Genomic DNA, 22,051 nt, shown 5'->3' with positions numbered 1-22,051 from the left:
AAGCCAATGAGAAAAATTCGCATTCGGCTGGCTCAATGTTGACGAAATGTGACGGAGATCGCAACCGTTAAAGCGTAACCGGGTTATTCACCCCAGGTGGCGGAGAGCACGTTCAGCCAGTTGCGCCAGGTCAGCTTCTCCAGCAGCCGGTCGTCAAACCCCGCCTGCTTGAGCGCTTGCGTCAGGCGCGGCAGGCCTGCGGCGTCCTCCAACGGTTGCGGTACGTTAACCCCGTCAAAATCAGAGCCAAATCCCACGCGATCTTCACCAAGTTTAGCGATCAAATACTCAACGTGTTTAACAATTTCTGTTAAGCCGGTCGTTGCACTGTCACGTTTTCCGTCAGCCCGCAGGAAGGCGGTGCCGAAATTGACGCCGACCATACCGTCGCTCTGGGCGATAGCGTCCAGCTGCGCGTCGGTCAGGTTGCGCGGCTGCGGGCAGAGGGCGTGGGCATTGGAATGGGTGGCGACCAGCGGTGCGGTGCTCAACGCGGCGGTTTGCCAGAAGGTTTTCTCGTTCATGTGCGAGACGTCAATCATGATGCGGCGCTGGTTGCAGGCGCGGATCAGCGCTTCACCGGCCGGCGTCAGGCCGGGGCCGGTATCGGGTGATCCGGGGAACGGCCCGCTGACGCCGGTGCCGAAGGCGTTCGGCAGATTCCAGAAGGGCCCGATGCTGCGCACGCCCAGCCGGTAGAAGGCCGCCAGCTGCGTCAGCTCCGCATCGATCATGCCGGCGCCTTCAATATGCAGCACCGCGGCGATTTGTCGGTTGAGACGACACTGTTCTATCTCGGTGGCGGTGCGACAGATGCGCAGTTGCCCCTGAGAAGCCTGCTCCAGCTGCTGCAGGATGGCGATTTGCCGTTCGGCGATCGCCAGCGGATCGAAGGTGGCCTGCGCCTCGTCCTGCGTTTGGTGGCGCATCTGGGCGATATAGCTGACCGGGGGAATAAATACCGCGAACAGCCCGCCGAAAAATCCGCCGCGCCGCATGCGGGCGAAATCGAGGTGGCCCGGCGTGACGCGGGAATAGAAGGCGGTGGCCGGATCGTCGTCATGCTGCAGCCACAGGTTGAGCAGCAGGTCGTTATGGCCGTCGAACACGGGCCAGAGAGGGGGAAGTGTCATGGGCGCTTCACTGAGTCAGGCATCGTGAACGCTATGTTCTCCCATCGCGCGAGGGGGAACAACCCTCGCTCAATGGGGATTTTAAAGCCGAATCGACAGCTCGACGTCATCCGCGAACGGCGTGGAGAGATAGCCCGACGCTGGAGCGCGAACCCGCGCCAGGTAATCCGGGCTGTCATCGGCGTTATCGGCGACGATCAGCGCGCCGGGCCGCAGACGGTTCTCAAGCAGGTCGAGTATATCGGGGTAAAGTCCCTTGGCGCCGTCGAGCAACAGCAGATCGACCGTGGCCGGCAGATCGTCGCGCAGCGTTTCCAGGGCGTCGCCGACGCGGATCTCCACCAGATCGACGACGCCGCCTTCAGTCAGGTTGTTGCGCGCCTGCACCGCTTTGCTCGGTTCAAACTCGCAGGTAATCAATCGGCCGCCGCCATTATCGCGCAGTGCGGCGGCCAGGTGCAGAGTAGAAATGCCGAACGACGTGCCGAATTCGACGATGTTTTGCGCCCGGCAACCGCGCGCCAACATATACAGCAATGCGCCGGTTGCCGGCGACACGGCCAGCGGGAAATCCTTCAGGCGGTGGTAGAGTTCGCGATACTCGGTTTTGCTCTGCATCAGCCGGCTTTGCTCTGCGTCCGGCACGTCGCGGAACAGGGCGGCAAGCGCCGGCGAGCGGCGGGATGCCTGTTGAAACAGGCGGCTTAGCAGCGGCGCTAAGGGGGCAGTGGTCAGGGTACTCATGGCTAATTTCCTGTCGTAAATGGAGCGCGTTAGCGCATGCCGCTATAATATGACGAACTATTCGTATTCCTCTATTCGCATTGGCCGTCCGCTATGACTGAACGCCGCAGTAAGCAAATTTCCTCGAGAAAACAACCACAACAGGCGCGATCTGCCGAACTGGTTTCCGCCATTCTGACCGCTGCTATTCAGGTTTTGGCGCAGGAGGGGGCGGCACGTTTCACTACCGCCAGAGTGGCTGAACGTGCCGGCGTCAGCGTCGGGTCGCTTTATCAGTATTTCCCCAACAAGGCGGCAATCCTGTTTCGTTTGCAGAGCGACGAATGGCGACAGACCACCGATATGCTGAGCCGTATTTTGGCCGACCGCGAGAAAACGCCGTACGAGCGCCTGCGGTTGCTGGCGCAGGCATTTATCCGTTCGGAATGTGAAGAAGCGCAGATGCGCGTAGCGTTGAATGATGCGGCGCCGCTTTACCGAGATGCGCCGGAGGCACAGGCGGTGAAGGCGACCGGCAAGGGTATCGTGCAGGTTTTCATGTGCGAAGCGTTGCCTGATGTGCCGCCGTTCACTCGTCGGTTGGCGGGCGATCTGATCGTCGGCACGTTGGGGGCGGCGGGCAAGCAATTCTCCGAAACGCCGCGAACCGATACCGAGATCGCGTCTTATGCCGATGCGATGGCGGACATGTTCTGCGCGTATTTAGCCGATTTAAACGGGCGTGTGGCGCGGTAAGGTTCTTTGTGACATTGTCACCCACTGCGCGCAGTGCCTATACCCGTTGGCGACAAACGGCCAGCACCAGCTGCCGCAGCCAACGGTGATCCGCCTCGGCGTCCAGGCGCGGGTGCCACATTTGCGAGACGGTAATGGGCGGCGTTTTCACCGGCAGCTCGAAGACGCGCAGCGGGCCGTCGGCCGGTTGGGCCTGCAGGAAGGAGGCGGGCAACAGCGCCAGCAGGTTCGAGGCCTGCGCCACCGCCAGCGCGGCCGGGAAGCTCGGCACCACGGCGGCAATCTGGCGCGTCAGCCCCAGCTCCGCCAGCGCGGCATCTACCGGCCCGAGGATGCGCCCGCTGCGCGAGGCCACCACGTGGCCGCAGGCGGCGTAGTCGGCGGCGCCGATCTCCGGCTGTTGCGCCAGCGGATGCGTGGTTCTCATCACGCCAACGAAGCGATCGCGAAACAGCGCCTGCAGGCGGATTTCCGGGCCCATGTCACCCAGTACGCCTATCTCCAGATCGACCAGACCTTCACGCAGGGGGCGGTCGTTTTTCTCCGGCTTGGGCGCAAAGCGCAGCCGCACTCGCGGGGCCTGTTCGGCGGCGGCGGCGATCAGCACCGGGCCGAAGGCCTCGACAAAGCCGTCGTTGGCGCGCAGCGTGAAGGTACGATCCAGCGCGGCGGGATCCAATGTCCCCTGCGCCGGACGCAACACGGCGTGCGCTTCGAACGCCGCGTGCCGCGCCCGCTCGCGCAGCGTTTCGGCGTAGGGCGTCAGCACCATATGACGGCCGGCACGCACCAGCAGGGGATCGCCGGTCGCCGTGCGCAGTCGGCTGAGGGTACGGCTCATCGCCGAGGCGCTTAAACCGAGACGTCGCGCCGCGCCGGCAACGCTGCCCGCCGTCAGCAGCGCGTCGAGCGCGATCAGCAGGTTGAAATCAGGGTCTGTCATGCGTGCGCATCCTGTCGTGCTGAATAGGGGGAAGGCGTTCGATGCAGTTTGTGCGTGCTAATGCTGCATCAGTCGCCATGCATTATGCCTGAGCCTGTTTTCGATGTGCCATGACTTACCGCTAAAAAACCGGAGGGAGACTGGCCCGTTTGTCGTCTGAACATGGCGATAAAGGCGGAAGGATCGTTATACCCCAGGGTAGAGGCGACATATTTGACGGCTTTCCCTTCCTGCAACAGCCTCATCGCCATGAGGGTTTTGCTTCTCAGCTTCCATTCATTGAAAGAGATGCCGGTAGCGGCGAGAAATCGCCGCGACAGCGTACGCTCACTCAAGCCCAGCATGCCCGACCATTGTGCCAGCGTGTTGAGATGGTGCGAGGCGGCGCTCATCTTTTCCGTCATGATCTTGATAACGTCGTCGCTGCCGAGCGGCAGATAGCTGTCAAAACGCTCCGACAGCGCCAGCTGCTCAAGCAACGCGGTTACCAACGTCTGGTCCTGAGACGTTTGCGGATAGCCAATGTGCCTTTCTGAAAAATCGGCCAACACCGCTTTGGCGACCTTATTCAGCCGTAGGGTTTGCGGTTTGCTCGGTAAAGATTGGCATAGCGAGGGACTGACATGAAGAATGACATAGTTAATTGCACTCTTTGCGACGGATTCATGCTCGGTATTAACGGGGAGCCAAATGGCATATTCCGGTGTGGATAAATAAATATTGTTCTCAATTTTTATTTCCACCAACCCCTTCATGGAATACATCAGTTTACCCCAGGGCAACGCCTGTAAAGGGAAATGCGTTCCTGCCGGCCAGAATTTATTTCTGAACCAAATCGATATTGGGGCTTCGCCGGTCAATTCTGATGATTTCATCGCTCATTCCTGTCCGCTCATGGCTGCGCCTTCCTATTATAACAATAAGTTGTCTGATAATCGGCATTTCTATTCTTTGGGGAAAACTTATTCTGGGCAGGTCATCCCCTGGATAAAGGTAACAATATGTACGGTAAAATCATTGATCTTTCGGTGCCGCTGATGAGCGGGATCGCCTCCGATCCGGAAAGTTTTCTGCCGGAAATCGAGTATGTTGATAACAAGCACGGAGCGTTGCAACTGGCGGAATCCTTTCCCGGTCTTGATCCCCTGGCGCTGCCACGCCAGGAGGGTTGGGCGGTGGAGTTCGTCCGCATGAGCACCCACGCGGGGACGCATATGGACGCCCCGTATCACTACCATTCGCATATGGACGACGGCTCTGCGTCAAAAACCATTGATGAAATACCGCTGGAATGGTGTATCGGCCCTGGCGTCAAATTGGATTTTCGGCATTTTCCCGACGGTTATGTGGTCACTGCGCGTGATATTGAGAGTGAATTAGCAAGAATAGATCATCCGCTCGCCGTCGGCGATATTGTTCTGGTCAATACGGCGGCCGGTGGGCGTTACGGTAGTGAAGATTTCATTCATCGCGGTTGCGGCATGGGCCGTGAGGCGACGTTGTATCTTACTGAACGCGGCGTCAGAGTGGTTGGCACCGATGCCTGGAGCTGGGACGCGCCATTCAGCCATACGCGCACCAAATTTGAACAAAGCGGCGATATTTCGCTTATTTGGGAAGGGCACTATGCCGGCAGTAAATATCCTTATTGTCAGATTGAAAAGCTGTGCAATCTTGAATTGCTGCCGCCCTGCGGATTTAGCGTGATCAGTCTGCCAGTCAAGGTTTATCAGGCTTCCGCCGGATGGGCGCGCCCGATTGCAATTATCGAAGCTCAAGCGGGAGAATAAGCGATGGCCAGAATAAAACTGCCGGCAGTGCGTGAATTAACGGCTGAGCAACAGCAACAATATGCCCGTTTTCCCGCCAATCTTACGCTGGGTCTGTTGAAAACCAGTCGCTCGGCGCAGGGATATCTTTCCCTTGGAGCTTCTTTTCCGGCCGGGCGACTGTGTGATAAAGATCGGGAAATGATCATATTAAGGGTTGGCGCGTTAAGCCACAGCGCTTATGAGCGTATGCAACACTATCCGCTGGCGATCCTTGCAGGGTGGCACGATGACGATATCAAGAAAATAGAGCAGGGAGTTGGCGTCGATGCCAGAGGGACGGCCATCTTGCATTTTGTCGATGAATGTGTGAAGCGGGTGAAGGTTTCTGCCGAAACATTTAACGCGGTCAGACATTACTATGATGAGGTTCAACTTGCTGAGCTGTCATTAATTATTGGGCACTACATGATGACGGCGCGTTTTTTGGAAACTCTGGAAATCGAGCTGGACGAGCAAGCAACGTCGTGGGAAAACATGTCTACGGATTGAGTGCGTGCATGGCGTGAGCGCAATAAAAAAGCCGATAACCTGGGGGTTATCGGCTTTTAATGCGCAGTGGCGGAGGGTTACGCCGGCAGCTGCTGCGCGGTTTTCTCGACCAGCGCCAGCAGCAGCTTGATGTCTTCCAGCGTTACGATCGGGTTCAGCAGCGTCATCTTCAGGCAGGTTACGCCATCGAACTCGGTCACGCCGACGTTGGCGCGGCCCGACTCCAGCAAGGCGTCACCGATGCGCTGGTTGAACAGCGCGACGGCCGCGTCGCCTTTCGCCGCCAGCGGCGCCGGACGGTAGCGGAACAGCACGCTGGCCAGCTGCGGCTGCATCACCAGTTCCAGCGATTCCTGATCGGCGATGTAACGCGCCACCTGTTGCGCCAGCGAGACGCCATGATCGATGATCTCGGCATACTGCTTCTGCCCCAGCGCTTCCAGCCCCATCCACAGCTTCAATGCATCGAAGCGGCGGGTGGTCTGCAGCGATTTGGAGACCAGGTTCGGCACGCCTTGCGCTTCGTCGAATTCGGAGTTCAGGTAGGCCGCCTGATAGCGCATCAGCTCGTAGTGGCGCTCGTCTTTCAGCAGGAAGGCGCCGCAGCTGATGGTCTGGAAGAACTGCTTATGGAAGTCCAGGGTGATGGAGTCCACCAGCTCCAGGCCGTCCAGGTAGTCGCGGTACTGCTCGGAGAGCAGCAGCGCGCCGCCCCAGGCCGCATCCACGTGCACCCAAATTTTCTGCTCCGCCGCCAGCCGCGCGATATCGCGCAGCGGGTCGATCGCGCCGGCATCGGTGGTGCCGGCGGTGGCGACGATCGCCATCACCTGCTCGCCGTTAGCCTTGGCCTGCGCCAGTTTTTCCGCCAGATCGTTCACGTCCATGCGGGCGAAGCGATCGGTTTTCACCAGCGTGACGGACTGGTAGCCGAGGCCCATCAGCGCCATGTTCTTCTGCACCGAGAAGTGGGCGTTTTCAGAACAGAACACTTTCAGCTTGCGCAGATCGCCCACCAGACCGTCCTGTTGCACGGAGTGGCCCTGACGCGCGAAGAATGCATCGCGCGCCAGCATCAGCCCCATCAGGTTGCTCTGGGTGCCGCCGCTAGTGAACACCCCGGCGTCGCCGGGCTGGTAACCGACCTGGGCGCGCAGCCACTCGATCAGCTTCATTTCGATCAGCGTGGCCGACGGGCTCTGATCCCAGGAGTCCATGCTCTGGTTGGTGGCGTTGATCAGCACTTCAGCGGCCTGGCTAATCACCAGGCTCGGGCAGTGCAGGTGCGCCACGCACTGCGGGTGGTGCACCGACAGGCTGTCTTTCAAAAAGTACTCGATGGCGCGCTCGATCGCCGCCTGGTTGCCCAGGCCTTGCGGGGTAAAGTCGAGCTGGATGCGCTCGCGCAGTTCGGCAACGCTTTTGCCCTGATACATCTCGGGCTGTTGCAGCCACTGCACGACGGCTTCACTGCTCTGTGCGATCGCCTGGCGGTAAGCCTCGGCGCTGTGCGCCGAGGAAGCCAGAATCGGGTTTAACTTGGACATCGCGGTCATTCGCTCCAATCAGACTGGCTTGACGCCGGCGGCCAACAGCGCCTGCTCAAATTTATCCAGGAAAATACCCAGCTCATCATTGGTGATCAGCAGGGAAGGCAACAGGCGCAGCACACAGCCATTGCGCCCGCCGCGCTCCAGGATCAAGCCGGATTCGAAGCATTTTTTCTGCAGCAGCGCGGACAGCTCGCCATCGGCCGGGTAGCAGCCCATGTGATCCTGCGCTTCGTTCGGCTTGACGATCTCGATGCCGATCATCAGGCCCAGACCGCGGACGTGCCCAATCACCGGATAACGTTTCTGCAGCTCGGCCAGCTTGCCTTTGAGCCATTCGCCCTGAGCGGCCACTTTGTCGGCGACCTTATGCTCCTTCAGGTACTGCAGGGTGGTCAGCCCGGTGGCCATCGCCAGCTGGTTGCCGCGGAAGGTGCCGGTGTGGTGGCCCGGTTCCCAGGCATCGAACTCTTTTTTGATGCCCAGCACCGCGAGCGGCAAGCCGCCGCCGACCGCTTTCGACATCACGATGATGTCCGGCTCGATGCCGGCGTGTTCGAAGGCGAACAGCTTGCCCGTACGGGCGAAACCGGCCTGAACTTCGTCGATGATCAGCAGAATGCCGTGTTCCTGCGTCACTTTGCGAATGCGCTGCAGCCACTCGGCCGGGGCCGGGTTAACCCCGCCTTCGCCCTGAACGGCTTCCAGGATCACCGCCGCCGGTTTACGCACGCCGCTTTCCACGTCGTTGATCAAATTATCGAAGTAGTAGGTCAGCGCCTTGACGCCGGCTTCGCCGCCGATGCCCAGCGGGCAGCGGTATTCATGCGGATAAGGCATGAATTGCACTTCCGGCATCATGCCGTTGATGGCCGCTTTCGGCGACAGGTTGCCGGTGACCGACAGCGCGCCGTGGGTCATGCCGTGGTAGCCGCCGGAGAAGCTGATCACGCCGGAACGGCCGGTGTGTTTTTTCGCCAGCTTCAGCGCGGCTTCCACCGCATCGGCGCCGGACGGGCCGCAGAACTGCAGGCAGTACCCTTTGCCTTCGCCCGGCAACAGAGAGAGCAGGTAGTCGGAGAAACGATCTTTCAACGGGGTCGTGAGATCGAGAGTATGTAACGGCAAGCCGCTGGTAATGACATTTTGGATGCTTTGCAGGACGTCGGGGTGATTATGTCCAAGAGCCAACGTTCCCGCCCCGGCCAGGCAATCAAGATATTGATTATTCTCAACATCAGTGATCCAAACGCCCTGGGCTTTCGCAATTGCCAACGGCAATTTGCGCGGATAACTCCTAACATTCGACTCAAATTCGGCTTGACGCGCCAAATAGGTTTCATTGTTTCCGTTTAATGAGTTTGCAACTAAAGTATCAATACGGACTTTATCCGTCATCATATCTCTCCTACAACCGAAGGTCTCAAGACGCAACGATTGAATTAATGAATTAGAAAAGTAACTGCCTTGTGAAAAGCGCGACCAATATATGGCTTTTTCGCCTGGGACTCAATAGCCGATTTTGTTTTGAATTGTTTAGTTTTTTCTTAGGCTCATCAATATGTTGTTGATTTGTTGACCGTTGGTTTTACCGGCAAAAAACAACATTTCTTTAACATTGCGTAAAAATCCTTTTCTGCTTTCCTTTGGCTGCTTCTTTAATGCATTTATTATTAAGGTGAATTTCCGATTAATAACATAAATAGAAAATAGCGGCTTATTTTCATCTATTCACCACCTTAAGTCCTATAGCGGTTATATACACAAAATTTGTGATGAATATAAGCAGCCGAGCGTTAAAAGCGCAGTATCCAGAGTGGTGATTTCTTGCAGATTTTACGTAGCGCGATCAAAACAGCGGGATTTTTGTGCGGCGCCGGCGTGTCTGCCAGCGCCGCGGTCATTAACGTTGCCGTAACCAGGCATGATAGCGCCGCAGAGTGCGGCGGGTGCGCCACCGATCGATGAGCAGCGACCACAGCGGGGAGTAACGCACGTTGCGCGTCCGATCGCGGCTCAGGGCGTGCATGCGGCGCTTGATCAGCGCCATGCGGGCGAGCAGCGTCAGCGTTTTGTCGCGCCATTTTACCGGTTCGGGCAGCGCATGAGGGGCTTCGCCGGTTTGCCAGCGGCGCGGCAGATCGGGAATTTCCGCCATGGCGGTGGCGATGCCGACCACCGCGACGCCGCTGTTCAGCACCCGTTGCGCCACCGACGGGCGGGCGATGCCGCCGGTGGTCATCACCGGCATGCGCGCTACTGCGGCGAGATCGCGGGCGAAGGTCAGAAAATAGGCTTCGCGCGCCAGGGTGCTGTCGTCTGCGGCTTCCCCCTGCATCGCCGGGCTTTCATAACTCCCGCCCGACAACTCCACCAGATCGACCGGCAGTTCGTTGAGCATCAACAATACCTGTCGGGCCTCGTCCGGCGAAAAGCCGCCGCGCTGAAAATCGGCTGAATTGAGCTTCACCGCCACGCAAAAGTCTGGCGAGACACGCTGGCGCACCGCGCGCACCACCTCCAGCAGCAGACGGGCGCGATTCGCCAGTTCGCCCCCCCAACGATCGCTGCGCTGGTTGGCCAACGGCGACAAAAACTGGGAGATCAGGTAGCCGTGCGCCGCATGGATCTGCACGCCGGTAAACCCGGCCTTTTCGGCGGCGTGCGCGCTGGCGGCGAAGCGGGCGATCACCTCGGCAATCTGCGTTTCACTCATGGCCTCCGGCTGTGCGAACGCCTTGCTGTACTTGCCCATCGCCATCGGGATGGCGGAGGGCGCCCAGGCGTTGCCGCCCATGTTGGCGATCACCTGACGGCCCGGGTGGCTGAGCTGCATCCATACCTGCGCGCCTTCCTGGCGCGAGGCCGCCGCCCAGGTTTTGAACGCCTCGAGCGGCGTATCCTGTTCCAGCACCACGCCGCCGGGGCCGGTCATGGCGCGTCCGTCGATCATCACGTTGCCGGTGATGATGAGGCCGGCGCCGCCGATACCCCAGTGGCGATACAGACGCCATAGCGCGGGGCCGGGCAGTTGGCCTTCATCGGCCAGATTTTCTTCCAACGCGGCTTTGGCCAAACGGTTGGGTAAGCGGCTGCCGTTGGGCAGAATAAGCGGGGTAAACATCGGGTACGTTCCTGTCGCAGGGGGAATGGCGCTATACTAGGTTTAAAGTTAACTTTAAGGTCAATAGGGCATGAAAATCGGAGAGTTGGCGGAGCGCGCCGGCATGGCCGCCTCGGCGATACGTTACTACGAACAGCAGGGTCTGCTGCCCAAAGCGGTGCGCGGCGTTAACGGATATCGGGTGTATAGCGAAAGCGCGCTGGAGCGGCTGCACCTGATCCAAATCGGCCAGAATCTGGGGTTCTCGCTGCAGGCGATCCGCGGGGTATTGGCGCTGCAGGGCAGCGCCTATCAGGATGGGTTGATGCAAGGCGTCGACAGCCGGCTGGCGGAAATCGAACGGATGATGGCGACGCTGAACGAGCAGCGTGAGACGTTGATGGCGACGCGGCGCATTCTGTTGGAATCCGGCGTGGCGGGATTATGCCGCGCAAAAAATGAAAAACAGGCCGGTGCGTGGCCGGCCTGCAAAGATTAACGGTGTTTAAAGGCGGCGCGCCCGGCATATACCGCCGCGCTGCCCAATTGGTCTTCGATGCGCATCAGCTGATTGTATTTTTCGATCCGCTCGCCGCGGCACGGCGCGCCGGTTTTCACATGGCCAGCTCGCATCGCAACCGTCATATCGGCGATAAAGCTGTCGACGGTTTCGCCGCTGCGGTGTGAGATAAAGGCGCCCCAGCCATTTGCCTGGCAAAGCTGCACGGCGGCGAAAGTTTCGCTCAGCGTGCCAATCTGGTTCAGCTTGATCAGCGCCGCATTGGCCAATCTTTCATCAATCCCGCGCTGGATGTATTTCACGTTGGTGACGAACAGATCGTCACCGACCAGTTCCACCTGATCGCCCAGGGCGTCGCTGAGAATGCGCCAGCCCGCCCAGTCGTCCTCGGCCAAACCGTCTTCAATCAACACGATGGGAAAATCTTGCACCAGCCGCTGGTAATAGGCCGTCATCTGTTCGGCATCCAGTTCAGCGTTTTCGCTGCGCAGGCGGTATTTGCCGTTGGCATAGAATTCACTCGAGGCCGGGTCCATGCAAATGGCGATATCGTCTCCCGGTTGATAACCGGCTTTCTCTATCGCCTGCACGATCAGCTCCAGCGGTTGCCGGTTCGAGGCAACCGCCGGCGCAAAACCGCCTTCGTCGCCAACGCCGACCGACAGGCCTTTCTCCAACAGAATTTGGCGCAGCGCCTGATAAACTTCACTGCCCCAGCGCACGGCCTCGCGCAGCGACGGCGCGCCCAGCGGCGCTATCATAAATTCCTGAAAGTCCGCACCTTGCCAGCGGGCATGCACGCCGCCGTTGATGATATTCATGCAGGGCACCGGCAGCAGGTTGGCGCCGAGACCGCCCAGATAACGATACAGCGGCAGCTGCGACAATTGCGCCGCGAGGCGGGCGGCGGCCAGAGAAACGCCAAGCAGGGCGTTGGCCCCCAATCGGCTCTTGTTCTCGCTGCCGTCCAGTGCGATCAACCGGCGGTCAATCTCCCCTTGTTGGCGTACATCTACCCCGCGCAGCGCTTCATTGATCGCCGTTTTGACGCTTTGCACCGCCTCCAGTACGCCTCTGCCGCCGTAACGGTGCGGATCGCCGTCGCGGTGTTCCACCGCCTCGCGTGAACCGGTGCTGGCGCCGGAGGGAACCGAAGCCCGTGCCACGACGCCCGCCGCAGTCATTTCAACTTCGACGGTGGGGTTGCCGCGCGAATCCAGAATCTCTCTGGCGGTTACGTTTTCAATTTCATAGCTCATGGATGATCACCTCATTCTAGGGAGTGGGCACGTGCTTTATCAGCACGTCGATCGACAAATGGTTAATGAACTCGAAGCCGAAGGAGGCAAAGACGCCGAACGGACGGTTCTGATGGCCGAGCAGCAACAGATCGACGCCTTCACGGGCAATCAGGGCCTCGATGTCTTCGAAGCGGTGAATACTGACAATTGCGCGCACCTCCAGGGGGATTGTGCAGTCTTCCACCAGCCGGCTGAGCATGGCTTTGGCAGCGATCACCTCGCTGGACTGGCGATCTTTGGTTTGTGCATCGCTGAGGTAGTCCAGCTCGGCATAGTCGGCGCTGATGTGCGCCACGGTAATGCGCGTATTCATCTGCTGATTGAGGCGTTCGGCATGGCGTAACAGCAGCCGGCCGTCGCGTTCATCCTGCACCAGCAGTAAAGCATGTTGATAGAGCGACATGACTTATCTCCCTGCGTTAGCAATCTGTAGGGTTAACCACGGTAAAACCTCTTTTTTCCGGCTCGTCATGCCGGGCAGCGACACCTGCCGAATGGCCAGCACCCGGTTCGACGAGAAATACAGGGTAGAGCGGTGGCGGGTGATATCGGTAACCAGCAGCGCGGCCATCTCCAGCCCGGCCTCCTGCTTAGCCTGCTCGAGCGCCTGTTGCAGCGCGGGCAACAGCGGATCGATATCGCTCATAGCCCGCACTTCTATCTGCGACAGCAGCAGCGAGACGCTATGGATGCGGTAATTCTTGGCGTCACGGTGCAGCAACTGCGGGGCGGATTGCCCCGAAAGATCGGTTTTGGCGGCAAGCAATCCGGCGGTGAAGGCGTCATAGTCAACGTGAGAGATTGCGCATAACCGCGCGACCGCCACCCGATCCTGTTCGGTGGCGGTCGGTGCGCTCAGCGCAACGGTATCGCTCAAAATCGCGCCCAGCAGCAGCGTGGCCTGGGCGGAAGAAAGCGGCATCGGCGTATCTGACGTCAGTATGGACAGGATCACGGTGGCGCAACAGCCAACGGCGCGGATCCAGACATCGGGCGGGTTGCGGGTGATCAAGGTGCCCAGCCGGTGATGATCGATAACGCCGACCACATCGCTGTCGGGCAATGAGGCCGGCCCTTGTTCGACGTCGGTAAAATCCACCAGCCAGACTTTGCGGTCACGGAGATCGTCTGTCAGCAGCGCAGGCGCTTGTACGCCGGCGGCGGCCAGTATGTAGCGGGTTTCCGGCGTCAATTCGCCAAGGCGGAAAGCGACGGCCGGTTTGCCGAGGTGATTGAGCCAGTCCGCGACCACCAGCGCGCTGCAGATACTGTCGCTGTCGGGATTTTTATGGCCGAAAACGTACAGCGGCATTTCCCGCACGGCGAGATCAGGCTGGGACGGAAAAGGGCTAATACGTGAGATTTCATTCATAGCGACTCCTGACATACCTGCCTAAAAAATAAAGCGAAGTTGTATATCAGGCGTCATCATCCGGTTCGAGCGAACGCGGCGGTTGGGAAAGGTGGAACACCATCACCTTGTGAACGACTGTAGCGCAGCGCGGTGGCAAACGCAACGCCCGGCAAAGCTGGCGAGAATGCATAATCGGATTGATACTGAGTGAGTCTATGATGGACAAGGATATTTGCCGCTAACCGACGGATAGGCTGAACGGAATCACGCCGGCCGGCTGCACCGGATCCGTGGGTGTCACAATGGGAGTCAACATGCTCGAGCCATGCTTCCCCGAAAACGAAGCCGAACGCCTGTCGGTATTGGATTCGCTGAACGTGCTGGATTCGAACTCAGTAGAAAAGCTGGATCGCATCACGCGGCTGGCTGCGAAATATTTCGGCGTCACCATTGCGCTGGTGTCACTGATCGACCGCGATCGTCAATGGTTTTTATCACGTTATGGCCTGGATGTCCGGGAAACGCCGCGCAACATCTCGTTCTGCGGCCATGCCATCCTGCAACGCGAAGCGCTGGTGGTGCCCGATACCGCGCAGGATCCGCGCTTTTTCGATAACCCACTGGTGGTCGGTGGCCCGCGCATCGGCTTCTACGTCGGGCAACAGCTGCTGTCCCTCGACGGATTGCCGCTCGGCACGCTATGCATTATCGACAGTCACCCGCAGCCGTTTCCTCAAGATAAACTGGCCGACCTGCGTGACTTCGCCGCGGTGGTGGAAGAGTATCTGCAGAGCATCGAACGCAACGTCTATACCGAAAACCTGAAATCCGATCTGCAGCGCACGGAGGCGTTATTCGAACAGACTTTCTCTCAGGCGGCGGTGGGCATGGCGCTGGTTTCGCTGCAGGGGTATTGGCTGCGGGTCAATCCGCGCATCTGTGAAATGCTGCAATACTCCGAGCGCGAGCTGATGGATCGCACCTTTCAGGACATTACCTATCCGCTCGATCTCAACACCGATCTGGAAAAACTGCAGCAGTTGCTGAGAAACGAGATCGACACCTACTCGCTGGAGAAACGCTATTTCCGCGCCGATGGCACGATCGTATGGGTGGAACTGACGGTGGCGCTCAATCGGCTGCCGAACGGCAAGCCGGATCATTTCATCTCGGTCATCGTCGACATCAGCGAGCGCAAGGCGGCGGAGGCCGACCTGTATGCCTTGCAGCATGAGCTGGAAGAACGCGTCGAAATTCGTACGCATGAGCTTAACGTAGTGGTCAAACAGCTTAACGAAGAGATAGAAACCCGGGTGCTCGCCGAATCTCAGCTCAGTGCGGAAAAAGAACGCCTGCGCGCCATTACCGACAATATGCCGGCGTTAATCAGCCAAATCGACGCCAATGAACGCTACCTGTTCGCCAATAGCGCCTATAAGACCTGGTTTGGTCTGGAAGAGGCCAGCCTGCAGGGCATGACGGTGCGCGAGTTCATGGGGGAAAGCGTGTATCAGATGGCCCGGCCGATGATCGCGCGGGCTTTGGCGGGCGAAATGGTCAGCTTCGAAAACGAATTGCAGACCCAGCAGGGGCTGCTGATGATCCATACCACGCTGGTGCCGTGCGAGGCTCAGGGCTTTTACATTCTCTCCATGGATATCACCGAGTTGAAGCGGCTGCAGCAACGATTGGAATATGACGCCACGCACGACATGCTGACCGGGTTGACCAACCGACGCGCATTTCTGCGCCGGTTGTCGGGCACGTTGCAAGTCTGCTGTCATCAGCGGCAGATGGCCCTGTTGTTCATCGATCTCGATGGTTTTAAGGGCATGAACGACAGTTACGGCCATGACTTTGGCGATCTGATCCTGAAGACGTTCGCCAAATTGCTCAGCGCTTGCGCCGACGAACGGCACAGCGTCTCGCGCCTGGCCGGCGACGAGTTCACGGTGATCCTGTGGCCGCTGACAGCGCCGCGGCCTGAGGTCAGCGCGTTTTGCGAAAAGGTGTTGGCGGAGCTGGCCGGTATTTCGCAGATCGGTCAGCAGAAGGTCTGCCTGTCCGCCAGCATTGGCGCCGCTATCTCTGCGAGTGGGGACGTGACGCCGGAAATGCTGCTGGCCAGCGCCGACGGCGCGATGTATCAGGCGAAATCCGCCGGCAAAGGCACTTACGCCATCTGTGAGCTATGAGCCAATGTTACGACATCTCAGTAAGAACGAAGACGAGCGCCTGGCGGCCATCGATGCGCTGGCGGGGTTGGGCGCCGGCCATGACGACGCGATCCATCAGGTGCTGACGATCACCCGCAAGCTGTTACAGGCCGAGGGCTGCCTCATTTACCTGCACGGAACGCGCAAGATTTGGATCCGCGAGCACATTGACGTCGGGTTCGAGGAGATCGATTTCGTCAGCCCCTTGTTCAATTTCGTTCGTCTGAGCGGCGAGGCGTTGATTTGTCCGGACACCCATGCGGATGAACGCTTTGCCTCGGATCCCATGGTCAACGGCGCCGCGGCGATCCGCCACTGCGCCGCCATCCCGCTGTGCACCCGCGAAGGCTATACGATCGGCGCGTTCTGCCTCGTGGGTTCGCAGCCAAAGCATCTGACTCGCCGTCAGGTCGAACTGCTGCGCAGCATGGCCACCATCGTCGGCGAGCTGATCGAAGCGCAGAGTGAGATCGGCCTGGTCGATGCCATCACTCGCTTGCCCAATCGACAGCGGCTGATGGGGGAACTCGGCAATTTACTGGACACGGGCAAATACGCGTTATTGCTGTTCGATACGATAGATATCCAATACGCCTACGAGATGGCGCGTTCTTTCGGCCTGTCTACGGTAGAGTTACTGCTGGGGGATATCAGCCATTTCCTGAAAGAGATGTTTCTCAGTGAGCGCATGCTGTACAGCATCGCGCCCGGACGTTTCGCCGTCATTATCGAGGCGCAGCACATGCCGCAGGCGAAGCGCGATCTGTTGCGTTGCGCCGACCGTTTGCATCACGAAGTGAGAGGCGCCGTGCCGCTGCGCCTGGAGCTTAATGCCGGTTATGCGTTGTTTTCCGCGCCGCATGCCGATCCTCCCGAGATTTTGCGCCAGGCGACCAGCGCGCTGCATGATTCGATCGACGAGGGGCGAGCCGTCTCCCTCTATAGCGAGCCGAAGGATGCGGCGCGCAAGCATAATTTCAATATTTTTAATGAGTTGGCGCAGAGTCTGAAGGAAAATAATCGCGGGCTATTTTTGGAATACCAACCGCAGATTGATTTGGCGAGCGGCAGGATCGTCGGCGCGGAAGCATTGCTGCGTTGGCTGCATGAACGTTGGGGGGCGATCCCGGCGGGGGAGTTCATTCCGCTGGTGGAAAATACCTCGCTGATCAAACCGTTGACCGAGTTTGTCATCGCGCAGTCGATTGAACAGTTGTTGTTGATGCGTGAAGCGGGGATCGCGTTTCCCATCTCGATCAACGTGACGGCCGGCAATCTGGCCGAGCGGCACTTTGCGGCGCGGTTGAATGAAGCCATCACCCGGCGCGGGCTGCAGGCGGGGGACATTGAGATAGAATGCCTGGAGTCGCAACGCATTCAGGAAAGCAGCGCGGCGTTGGCCTGTCTGCATGCGCTCAAGGCCAACGGGCATCGCATCGCGCTGGATGATTTCGGCGCCGGCTACAGCAATTTAAACTATCTGCGCCATATCCCCGCCGACGTCGTCAAACTGGACGCCTCCCTGATAAGACTGCTGAAGAGCGATGCGGAAAGCCGCATCATCGTGCAAAGCATCATCGATATGCTGCATAAACTCAACTATGAAGTCTTGGCGGAAGGGGTGGAAGACCTGGAGTCACTCCACTACCTGACCGAGTATCGGTGCGATGTCGTACAGGGCTTCTATTTTTCACCGGCGGTGACGTTGGAAAAGCTGTGCGCGCTCGTCGACATTCACGGGCAGCAGCGGCGAAATGCCTGAGGCAGCGCCGCTCATGGCGCGCCAACCGGAAATCGCCGGCGATTCTCACCCAGGCGCAGGCCATGACTGTCCGTCAATGTCGTCACCCGGTCAGGCCTGGTAAGTGCGCAGCCAGGCGGCGAATGTTCTCACGACGTCATCGTCCCGGTCGCGCAGCAGCAGAGAATAGACGCCGGTTCGGATGGTCAGCGTCGGGAAAGGCGACACCAGTCGGCCGGACGACAGGTGTTTGGCGCAGAACAAATAAGGCACAACGGCCAGCCCCAGGCCGTCTTCGGCCGCCTGAATGGCGGCGAAGGTATGATCGAGCGTGAGCGGCGGCGGCGAAGCGTCCAGCGCCGTCGGATAAGCATTCAGCCAGCTGCGCCACAAATCTTCCCGGGCACGGATGCGGATGGCGGTATGCTCGCCAAGCGTGTCCGGCGCAATGACCGGTCTGGCGTGCAAATAGCTCTGGCTGCAGACCAGCAGGCTGTCTTCCTGCAGGAAAGGGATCGCTTTCAGCCCTGAGAAGTGCGCGGGATCGCGTCGGATCGCCACGTCAAACGGCGTATTGCGATCGACGGCGCCGATGCCGGTGGTGATATCAATCGCGACCCCCGGATGACGCTCATTGAATGCCGCCAGCTTCGGCATCAGCCAGTGCATGGTGAACGTCGGCAGGCTGTGCACCACCAGCCGCTGCTGGCCGGCGCTCGCTTTCAGCGCGCTCTCCGCAGCAAACAGTTCGCCGATGACCCGGGACGCGGTGCGGGAAAAGTTCTCACCGGCCTGCGTCAGCCGCACGGATTTGTGTCCGCGATAAAACAGCGTGATCCCCAGCTGTGCTTCGAGACTGCGAATATGGCGGCTGACCGCGCCGGTGGTGAGAAACAGCTCATCCGCAGCGGCGCTGAAGCTGCCGAGACGGGCGGCGGCTTCGAAAGCGGACAGGTGCGGCAGGGAGTGGATTTTTTTCATAGGTTGAGTCTAGCTCAACCAAATGGGGGAAGAAAGATCGTTTGTCAGCCTTTGATTTTGCTCACTATGATGAGGCATCTCCTTCTGATTGCTGAGTTTATGATGCGGATCTTTTGGCTATCGGTCATGCGTGTTAATGGCGTTATTCTCCCCCTGCGGTTGGCAGGGAGGCGGCGCTGAAATGCGGGCTTTTTATCTGCTTTGCGTGAGCCGGGCGGGTCTGTGTCTGGGCACCATGATGTTCGCCGGCGCGCTGCCGACCATCAGGAGCGAGTGGCAACTCGACGCCGCTTCGGCCGGCACAGTGCAGACGGTGTTCAGCCTGACCAACGCCCTGGCGTTGCTGGTGGCCTCCTGGTGGTGTGATTCGTTGGGCGCCCGCCGGGTTTATCTGCTGTTCTCCTGGCTGGGCGCCGCTGCGTTGATGCTGTTCGCCGTATTTGCCCATTCTTATCTCAGCGCGTTGGTGTTGATGGCCTTCGTCGGTTTGACGCAGGGCGGGGCTTATACGCCGGCGCTGCTGTTGGCGATGGGGATGAACGGTCCGGCGCGGCGCGGTTATGCCATCGGCATGGTGCTGGCGGCCAGTTCGTTGGGGTATTTTCTGTCGGTTTTCATCGCCGGTTGGAGCGCCATGCGCTGGGGCGCCGGCGTGGCGTTTTCTCTGTGCGCCGCCGGTGCGTTACTGGGAGCGCTGGCGGGATCGTTGGCCCTGGTCGGTTATCGGGAACCGCAGCCGCGCACGCTGGGGAGGAAGACGAAACGTGAGAGCTATGCTATCACCTATGCGACCCTGCTGTTGCTGATCGGGTATATCGCCCACAGCTGGGAGCTGCTCGGCAACTGGGCCTGGGCGCCCAGCCTGGTCAGCGAGGCGTTGAGCGGTTTCTCTCTGGATCCGCTCAGCGCCGGATTGATCGTCGCGGCGGTGATCCACCTGGCCGGCATGATCGCCACGCTGATTGTCGGCACCGTTTCCGACTATTTCAATCGCGCGTCGGTGCTGATGTTTATGGGCGCCGCCGGCGCGTTGGGTTCGCTGCTGATGGGAGGGTCGGCGAACTGGGGGCCGGGCTGGACGCTGCTGCTCGTCAGCATCGGCAGTTTCTTTATTCTCGGCGACTCCGGCGTGCTGTCGGCCGCGATGGCGGACAACGTGCTGCCGCAACAGCTCGGCAGCGTGATGGGCTGGCGATCGTTGCTGGGGTTCGGCATCGGTTCGTTCGCCCCTTTCTCCTTTGGCGTGGTGATGGATACCACCCACAGTTGGGGCGCGTCTTATGCCGTATTGGCCTGCGGCGGCGGGGTAGCCTGTCTGGCGGCCTGCTTGCTTTGGCGACAACATTTGAAATGAGGTACGGACATCATTAAATGAATGGAACATCATCACGCATTGTTATCGTGGGCGCCGGGATTGTCGGGGCATCGATCGCCTATCATCTCGCGCGTCAGGGGCAGCGCGTTATCGTCGTTGAGCAGGCGCATCCCGCGGCGGGGGCCACAGGCAGCTCGTTCGGCTGGATCAGCGAAGGCGTGCCAGAGGGCGCTCCCGACGCGTTTCTGCGGCGCGAGATCGTGGCTGACTGGGTGCGGCTGACGCAGGAGATCCCGGAATTGTGGGTGAATTGGTCCGGCGCGCTCAGCTATGGTCAGGCGCCGGCGACGCAAAACCCCGACAATCGGCGTCTGTCCTCCGCCGAGGTGATGGCGCTGGAGCCGTCGCTCGGGCTGCTCGATAGCCAGGCCTATTTTGCGGCGCGCGATGGCGCGGTCGATCCGCAAGAAGTGACACAGCGGCTGCTCGAACGGGTAGGCGCGTTGGGCGGCGAGTTGCTTCTGGGACGTGCGGTCAGCGGATTTCTGCGCGAGGCCGGTGGTCAGATAACCGGCATCGTTACCGAGGAGGGCGCGATCGCCGCCGAACGGGTAGTGCTCGCCTGCGGTACGGGGATCTCGGCGCTGCTGGACGGCAGCGAATTCTCGTTGCCGATCGAGGCGTCGCCGGCAATTTTGTTGCGCTATCACGCGGCGGCGCAGGCGGTGAACACGCTGATTGCGGGCGACGACATCGAAGTGCGTCATGCGCAAAATGGCGATCTGCTCGCGGCGGAGGATTATCCTGCGGGCGGCGATGTCAAACGCGTGGAAGAGGACGCGCGATCGGCGATTCAAAACCGCCTGCACGGCTCGGCGCCATTGCAACTGCAGGCGTGTTCGGTGGGGCTGCGCCCCAGGCCGCGCGACGGTTATCCCATCCTCGGGCCGCTGGGCGTCACCTGTCTCTATGTGGCGGTGATGCATCCGGCCGTGATGTGCGCTCCGACGTTGGGTCGGCTGGTCAGCGACGAGCTGTTGCACGGCGTTAATCCCGCCATTCCTCACGGTTACCGCCCGGCGCGATTTATTGATGATGGGGGTGAAGGGGGGGATATCATCGCGATTGCCGGTCGGTTCGCGCTGGATACCGCGCAGCCGCCGCTCAGTCTTTATCCCTATGCGCCGGTGTATAAGATAGGGGAGCACGTCCTGAAGCGCACCCGTCCGACGTCGGGCGAAGCCCAGGCGCTGGCGGCGTATCTCACCGCGTTGCGTCGTCAGGGCGTTGACGTCGTGGCGCCGACGGCCTGTCCGCAAGAGATAGCGGGCAGTATGTGGGTGGTTTATCCCTTTGTGGCGGGAGAAAAATATGCGGGCCGCGATGAGCAGATTATCGCGGCGGGCAGGCTGTTGGGAAGGATCCACGCGTTATCTTCGGCAGACAATAACGCTGGGCTGGCGGTTTATGACGAGTATGCACTGACTGAAGACGATATCTCAGCGGATCTGGACGAGATCGCCAGTCATGCGGCAAGCCAGGGGCTGACGCTCGACATCGAGGCGCTAAAAACGCGTATGCTGCAGATTGCCGGGCGGCAGACGGCGCTTAGCGCACGGGATCTCCCTTGCGTGGAAACGCCCTATGACTTTAAAGCCGATAATCTGATTTATGTCGCGCAGGATAGGCCAGTGCTGATCGACCCCGATAACGCGCTGTTTTTGCCGCGCGTGTTCGATCTGGCGCTGGTCCTGCTGCTGTTCCACAACGCGCTGGACTCGGCGCCCGACCGCGTGTTCACCGTACGGGAATGGCGGCTGTTTTTGACGGGATACGGTGAGTCTGTCGCGTTGACGGCCGGCGAAGTGCAAAGCTGGCATCAGGCGGTAGAGCATCTGTTTCTCGACGAAGTCCTGTGGCTGATGGCGGACTTTGCCGATGGCTGGCGCGATCCTCGGCAAACGGCGCTGTTCTTCTCTCTGATCGGGCTGCTGGATAATCTTTCCGACTACGGATTAACACCGTAATGCGCTCAACGTTGCAGTGGTTTTTTGCGCCGTTGGCGAGGCTCTTATATATTTATTAGCATGCCTG

The 22,051-nt window shown here is 59.7% G+C and carries 19 protein-coding genes and 1 riboswitch; of the genes, 8 read left to right on the top strand and 11 right to left on the bottom strand.

Annotation, left to right across the window (positions count from 1 at the left end; all coding sequences use genetic code 11):
- Positions 1 to 83: 83 nt before the first annotated feature.
- On the bottom strand, positions 84 to 1,133 hold the full coding sequence (locus ACJ8J1_RS07500; RefSeq protein ID WP_033643062.1) for a dipeptidase: 1,050 nt from the start codon (positions 1,131 to 1,133) through the stop codon (positions 84 to 86).
- An 81-nt stretch (positions 1,134 to 1,214) separates the two neighbouring features.
- Positions 1,215 to 1,877 (bottom strand): O-methyltransferase, encoded by a 663-nt coding sequence (locus tag ACJ8J1_RS07495; RefSeq protein ID WP_033643064.1) that lies wholly within the window; start codon positions 1,875 to 1,877, stop codon positions 1,215 to 1,217.
- A gap of 93 nt (positions 1,878 to 1,970) precedes the next feature.
- Here ACJ8J1_RS07495 and ACJ8J1_RS07490 point away from each other — a divergent pair, with 93 nt between their 5' ends.
- Positions 1,971 to 2,612, top strand: a complete 642-nt coding sequence (locus tag ACJ8J1_RS07490; protein WP_033643065.1) for a TetR family transcriptional regulator — start codon at positions 1,971 to 1,973, stop codon at positions 2,610 to 2,612.
- A gap of 37 nt (positions 2,613 to 2,649) precedes the next feature.
- Here the strand turns inward: ACJ8J1_RS07490 and ACJ8J1_RS07485 are convergent, their stop codons facing one another.
- Positions 2,650 to 3,555, bottom strand: coding sequence for a LysR family transcriptional regulator (locus ACJ8J1_RS07485; protein WP_033643066.1), 906 nt, complete (start codon positions 3,553 to 3,555; stop codon positions 2,650 to 2,652).
- A gap of 68 nt (positions 3,556 to 3,623) precedes the next feature.
- A complete protein-coding gene (locus tag ACJ8J1_RS07480; protein WP_050594417.1) occupies positions 3,624 to 4,430 on the bottom strand; it encodes an AraC family transcriptional regulator in 807 nt (268 codons plus the stop codon).
- Positions 4,431 to 4,556: 126 nt separating this feature from the next.
- Between ACJ8J1_RS07480 and ACJ8J1_RS07475 the strand changes: the two genes are divergently transcribed.
- Both ACJ8J1_RS07475 and ACJ8J1_RS07470 read left to right on the top strand, forming a co-directional pair.
- Positions 4,557 to 5,345, top strand: coding sequence for a cyclase family protein (locus ACJ8J1_RS07475; RefSeq protein ID WP_033643068.1), 789 nt, complete (start codon positions 4,557 to 4,559; stop codon positions 5,343 to 5,345).
- 3 nt (positions 5,346 to 5,348) lie between these two features.
- Positions 5,349 to 5,876: a carboxymuconolactone decarboxylase family protein gene (locus tag ACJ8J1_RS07470; RefSeq protein ID WP_033643069.1), complete on the top strand. Its 528-nt coding sequence runs from the start codon at positions 5,349 to 5,351 to the stop codon at positions 5,874 to 5,876.
- A 77-nt stretch (positions 5,877 to 5,953) separates the two neighbouring features.
- Here the strand turns inward: ACJ8J1_RS07470 and ACJ8J1_RS07465 are convergent, their stop codons facing one another.
- The 3 genes from ACJ8J1_RS07465 to ACJ8J1_RS07455 form a co-directional block, all read right to left on the bottom strand.
- Complete coding sequence (locus ACJ8J1_RS07465; protein ID WP_033644272.1) at positions 5,954 to 7,423, bottom strand: pyridoxal phosphate-dependent decarboxylase family protein; 1,470 nt, start codon at positions 7,421 to 7,423, stop codon at positions 5,954 to 5,956.
- 18 nt (positions 7,424 to 7,441) lie between these two features.
- Positions 7,442 to 8,824 (bottom strand): diaminobutyrate--2-oxoglutarate transaminase, encoded by a 1,383-nt coding sequence (locus ACJ8J1_RS07460; protein ID WP_071845182.1) that lies wholly within the window; start codon positions 8,822 to 8,824, stop codon positions 7,442 to 7,444.
- A gap of 505 nt (positions 8,825 to 9,329) precedes the next feature.
- Entirely contained in the window at positions 9,330 to 10,550 is a 1,221-nt protein-coding gene (locus tag ACJ8J1_RS07455; protein WP_033643071.1) for an NADH:flavin oxidoreductase/NADH oxidase family protein, read from the bottom strand.
- A 70-nt stretch (positions 10,551 to 10,620) separates the two neighbouring features.
- Here ACJ8J1_RS07455 and ACJ8J1_RS07450 point away from each other — a divergent pair, with 70 nt between their 5' ends.
- Positions 10,621 to 11,028: a MerR family transcriptional regulator gene (locus ACJ8J1_RS07450; RefSeq protein ID WP_033643072.1), complete on the top strand. Its 408-nt coding sequence runs from the start codon at positions 10,621 to 10,623 to the stop codon at positions 11,026 to 11,028.
- Here the strand turns inward: ACJ8J1_RS07450 and eno are convergent.
- The 3 genes from eno to ACJ8J1_RS07435 are packed head-to-tail and all read right to left on the bottom strand — an operon-like array spanning position 11,025 to position 13,722.
- The gene (gene eno / locus ACJ8J1_RS07445; RefSeq protein WP_033643073.1) at positions 11,025 to 12,308 is read right to left on the bottom strand and encodes a phosphopyruvate hydratase; all 1,284 of its coding nucleotides are present in this window, start codon (positions 12,306 to 12,308) and stop codon (positions 11,025 to 11,027) included. The two genes, ACJ8J1_RS07450 and eno, sit on opposite strands and share 4 nt — an antisense overlap.
- 16 nt (positions 12,309 to 12,324) lie before the next feature.
- Positions 12,325 to 12,753, bottom strand: coding sequence for a universal stress protein (locus ACJ8J1_RS07440; RefSeq protein ID WP_033643074.1), 429 nt, complete (start codon positions 12,751 to 12,753; stop codon positions 12,325 to 12,327).
- Positions 12,754 to 12,756: 3 nt separating this feature from the next.
- Positions 12,757 to 13,722, bottom strand: coding sequence for a DHH family phosphoesterase (locus tag ACJ8J1_RS07435; protein WP_080273389.1), 966 nt, complete (start codon positions 13,720 to 13,722; stop codon positions 12,757 to 12,759).
- Between the two features lie 40 nt (positions 13,723 to 13,762).
- Positions 13,763 to 13,838: riboswitch (Fluoride riboswitch) on the bottom strand.
- 180 nt (positions 13,839 to 14,018) lie between these two features.
- On the opposite strand from ACJ8J1_RS07435, the gene ACJ8J1_RS07430 reads away from it, so the two are divergent.
- The gene (locus ACJ8J1_RS07430; protein ID WP_033643075.1) at positions 14,019 to 15,899 is read left to right on the top strand and encodes a diguanylate cyclase domain-containing protein; all 1,881 of its coding nucleotides are present in this window, start codon (positions 14,019 to 14,021) and stop codon (positions 15,897 to 15,899) included.
- 4 nt (positions 15,900 to 15,903) lie between these two features.
- Positions 15,904 to 17,682 carry a bifunctional diguanylate cyclase/phosphodiesterase gene (locus ACJ8J1_RS07425; RefSeq protein WP_033643076.1) on the top strand — a complete coding sequence of 593 codons (1,779 nt, stop codon included), beginning with the start codon at positions 15,904 to 15,906 and terminating at the stop codon, positions 17,680 to 17,682.
- 90 nt (positions 17,683 to 17,772) lie between these two features.
- On the opposite strand, the gene ACJ8J1_RS07420 is transcribed toward ACJ8J1_RS07425, so the two are convergent.
- Positions 17,773 to 18,642 (bottom strand): LysR substrate-binding domain-containing protein, encoded by an 870-nt coding sequence (locus ACJ8J1_RS07420; protein WP_033643077.1) that lies wholly within the window; start codon positions 18,640 to 18,642, stop codon positions 17,773 to 17,775.
- A 181-nt stretch (positions 18,643 to 18,823) separates the two neighbouring features.
- Between ACJ8J1_RS07420 and ACJ8J1_RS07415 the strand changes: the two genes are divergently transcribed.
- A complete protein-coding gene (locus tag ACJ8J1_RS07415) occupies positions 18,824 to 19,996 on the top strand; it encodes an MFS transporter (RefSeq protein ID WP_229597894.1) in 1,173 nt (390 codons plus the stop codon).
- 17 nt (positions 19,997 to 20,013) lie between these two features.
- Positions 20,014 to 21,984: an FAD-dependent oxidoreductase gene (locus ACJ8J1_RS07410; protein ID WP_181006744.1), complete on the top strand. Its 1,971-nt coding sequence runs from the start codon at positions 20,014 to 20,016 to the stop codon at positions 21,982 to 21,984.
- Positions 21,985 to 22,051 lie beyond the last annotated feature (67 nt).

The organism is Serratia sp. CY37869 (assembly GCF_052168895.1).
Lineage (GTDB): Bacteria > Pseudomonadota > Gammaproteobacteria > Enterobacterales > Enterobacteriaceae > Serratia > Serratia ureilytica.
This window is presented reverse-complemented; position numbering and strand designations above follow the sequence as displayed.

Coding starts and splice junctions, on each gene's coding strand:
- ACJ8J1_RS07500 (WP_033643062.1), bottom strand. CDS start 1,133: ATGACACTTCCCCCTCTCTGGCCCGTGTTCGACGGCCATAACGACCTG.
- ACJ8J1_RS07495 (WP_033643064.1), bottom strand. CDS start 1,877: ATGAGTACCCTGACCACTGCCCCCTTAGCGCCGCTGCTAAGCCGCCTG.
- ACJ8J1_RS07490 (WP_033643065.1), top strand. CDS start 1,971: ATGACTGAACGCCGCAGTAAGCAAATTTCCTCGAGAAAACAACCACAA.
- ACJ8J1_RS07485 (WP_033643066.1), bottom strand. CDS start 3,555: ATGACAGACCCTGATTTCAACCTGCTGATCGCGCTCGACGCGCTGCTG.
- ACJ8J1_RS07480 (WP_050594417.1), bottom strand. CDS start 4,430: ATGAAATCATCAGAATTGACCGGCGAAGCCCCAATATCGATTTGGTTC.
- ACJ8J1_RS07475 (WP_033643068.1), top strand. CDS start 4,557: ATGTACGGTAAAATCATTGATCTTTCGGTGCCGCTGATGAGCGGGATC.
- ACJ8J1_RS07470 (WP_033643069.1), top strand. CDS start 5,349: ATGGCCAGAATAAAACTGCCGGCAGTGCGTGAATTAACGGCTGAGCAA.
- ACJ8J1_RS07465 (WP_033644272.1), bottom strand. CDS start 7,423: ATGTCCAAGTTAAACCCGATTCTGGCTTCCTCGGCGCACAGCGCCGAG.
- ACJ8J1_RS07460 (WP_071845182.1), bottom strand. CDS start 8,824: ATGACGGATAAAGTCCGTATTGATACTTTAGTTGCAAACTCATTAAAC.
- ACJ8J1_RS07455 (WP_033643071.1), bottom strand. CDS start 10,550: ATGTTTACCCCGCTTATTCTGCCCAACGGCAGCCGCTTACCCAACCGT.
- ACJ8J1_RS07450 (WP_033643072.1), top strand. CDS start 10,621: ATGAAAATCGGAGAGTTGGCGGAGCGCGCCGGCATGGCCGCCTCGGCG.
- eno (WP_033643073.1), bottom strand. CDS start 12,308: ATGAGCTATGAAATTGAAAACGTAACCGCCAGAGAGATTCTGGATTCG.
- ACJ8J1_RS07440 (WP_033643074.1), bottom strand. CDS start 12,753: ATGTCGCTCTATCAACATGCTTTACTGCTGGTGCAGGATGAACGCGAC.
- ACJ8J1_RS07435 (WP_080273389.1), bottom strand. CDS start 13,722: ATGAATGAAATCTCACGTATTAGCCCTTTTCCGTCCCAGCCTGATCTC.
- ACJ8J1_RS07430 (WP_033643075.1), top strand. CDS start 14,019: ATGCTCGAGCCATGCTTCCCCGAAAACGAAGCCGAACGCCTGTCGGTA.
- ACJ8J1_RS07425 (WP_033643076.1), top strand. CDS start 15,904: ATGTTACGACATCTCAGTAAGAACGAAGACGAGCGCCTGGCGGCCATC.
- ACJ8J1_RS07420 (WP_033643077.1), bottom strand. CDS start 18,642: ATGAAAAAAATCCACTCCCTGCCGCACCTGTCCGCTTTCGAAGCCGCC.
- ACJ8J1_RS07415 (WP_229597894.1), top strand. CDS start 18,824: ATGCGGGCTTTTTATCTGCTTTGCGTGAGCCGGGCGGGTCTGTGTCTG.
- ACJ8J1_RS07410 (WP_181006744.1), top strand. CDS start 20,014: ATGAATGGAACATCATCACGCATTGTTATCGTGGGCGCCGGGATTGTC.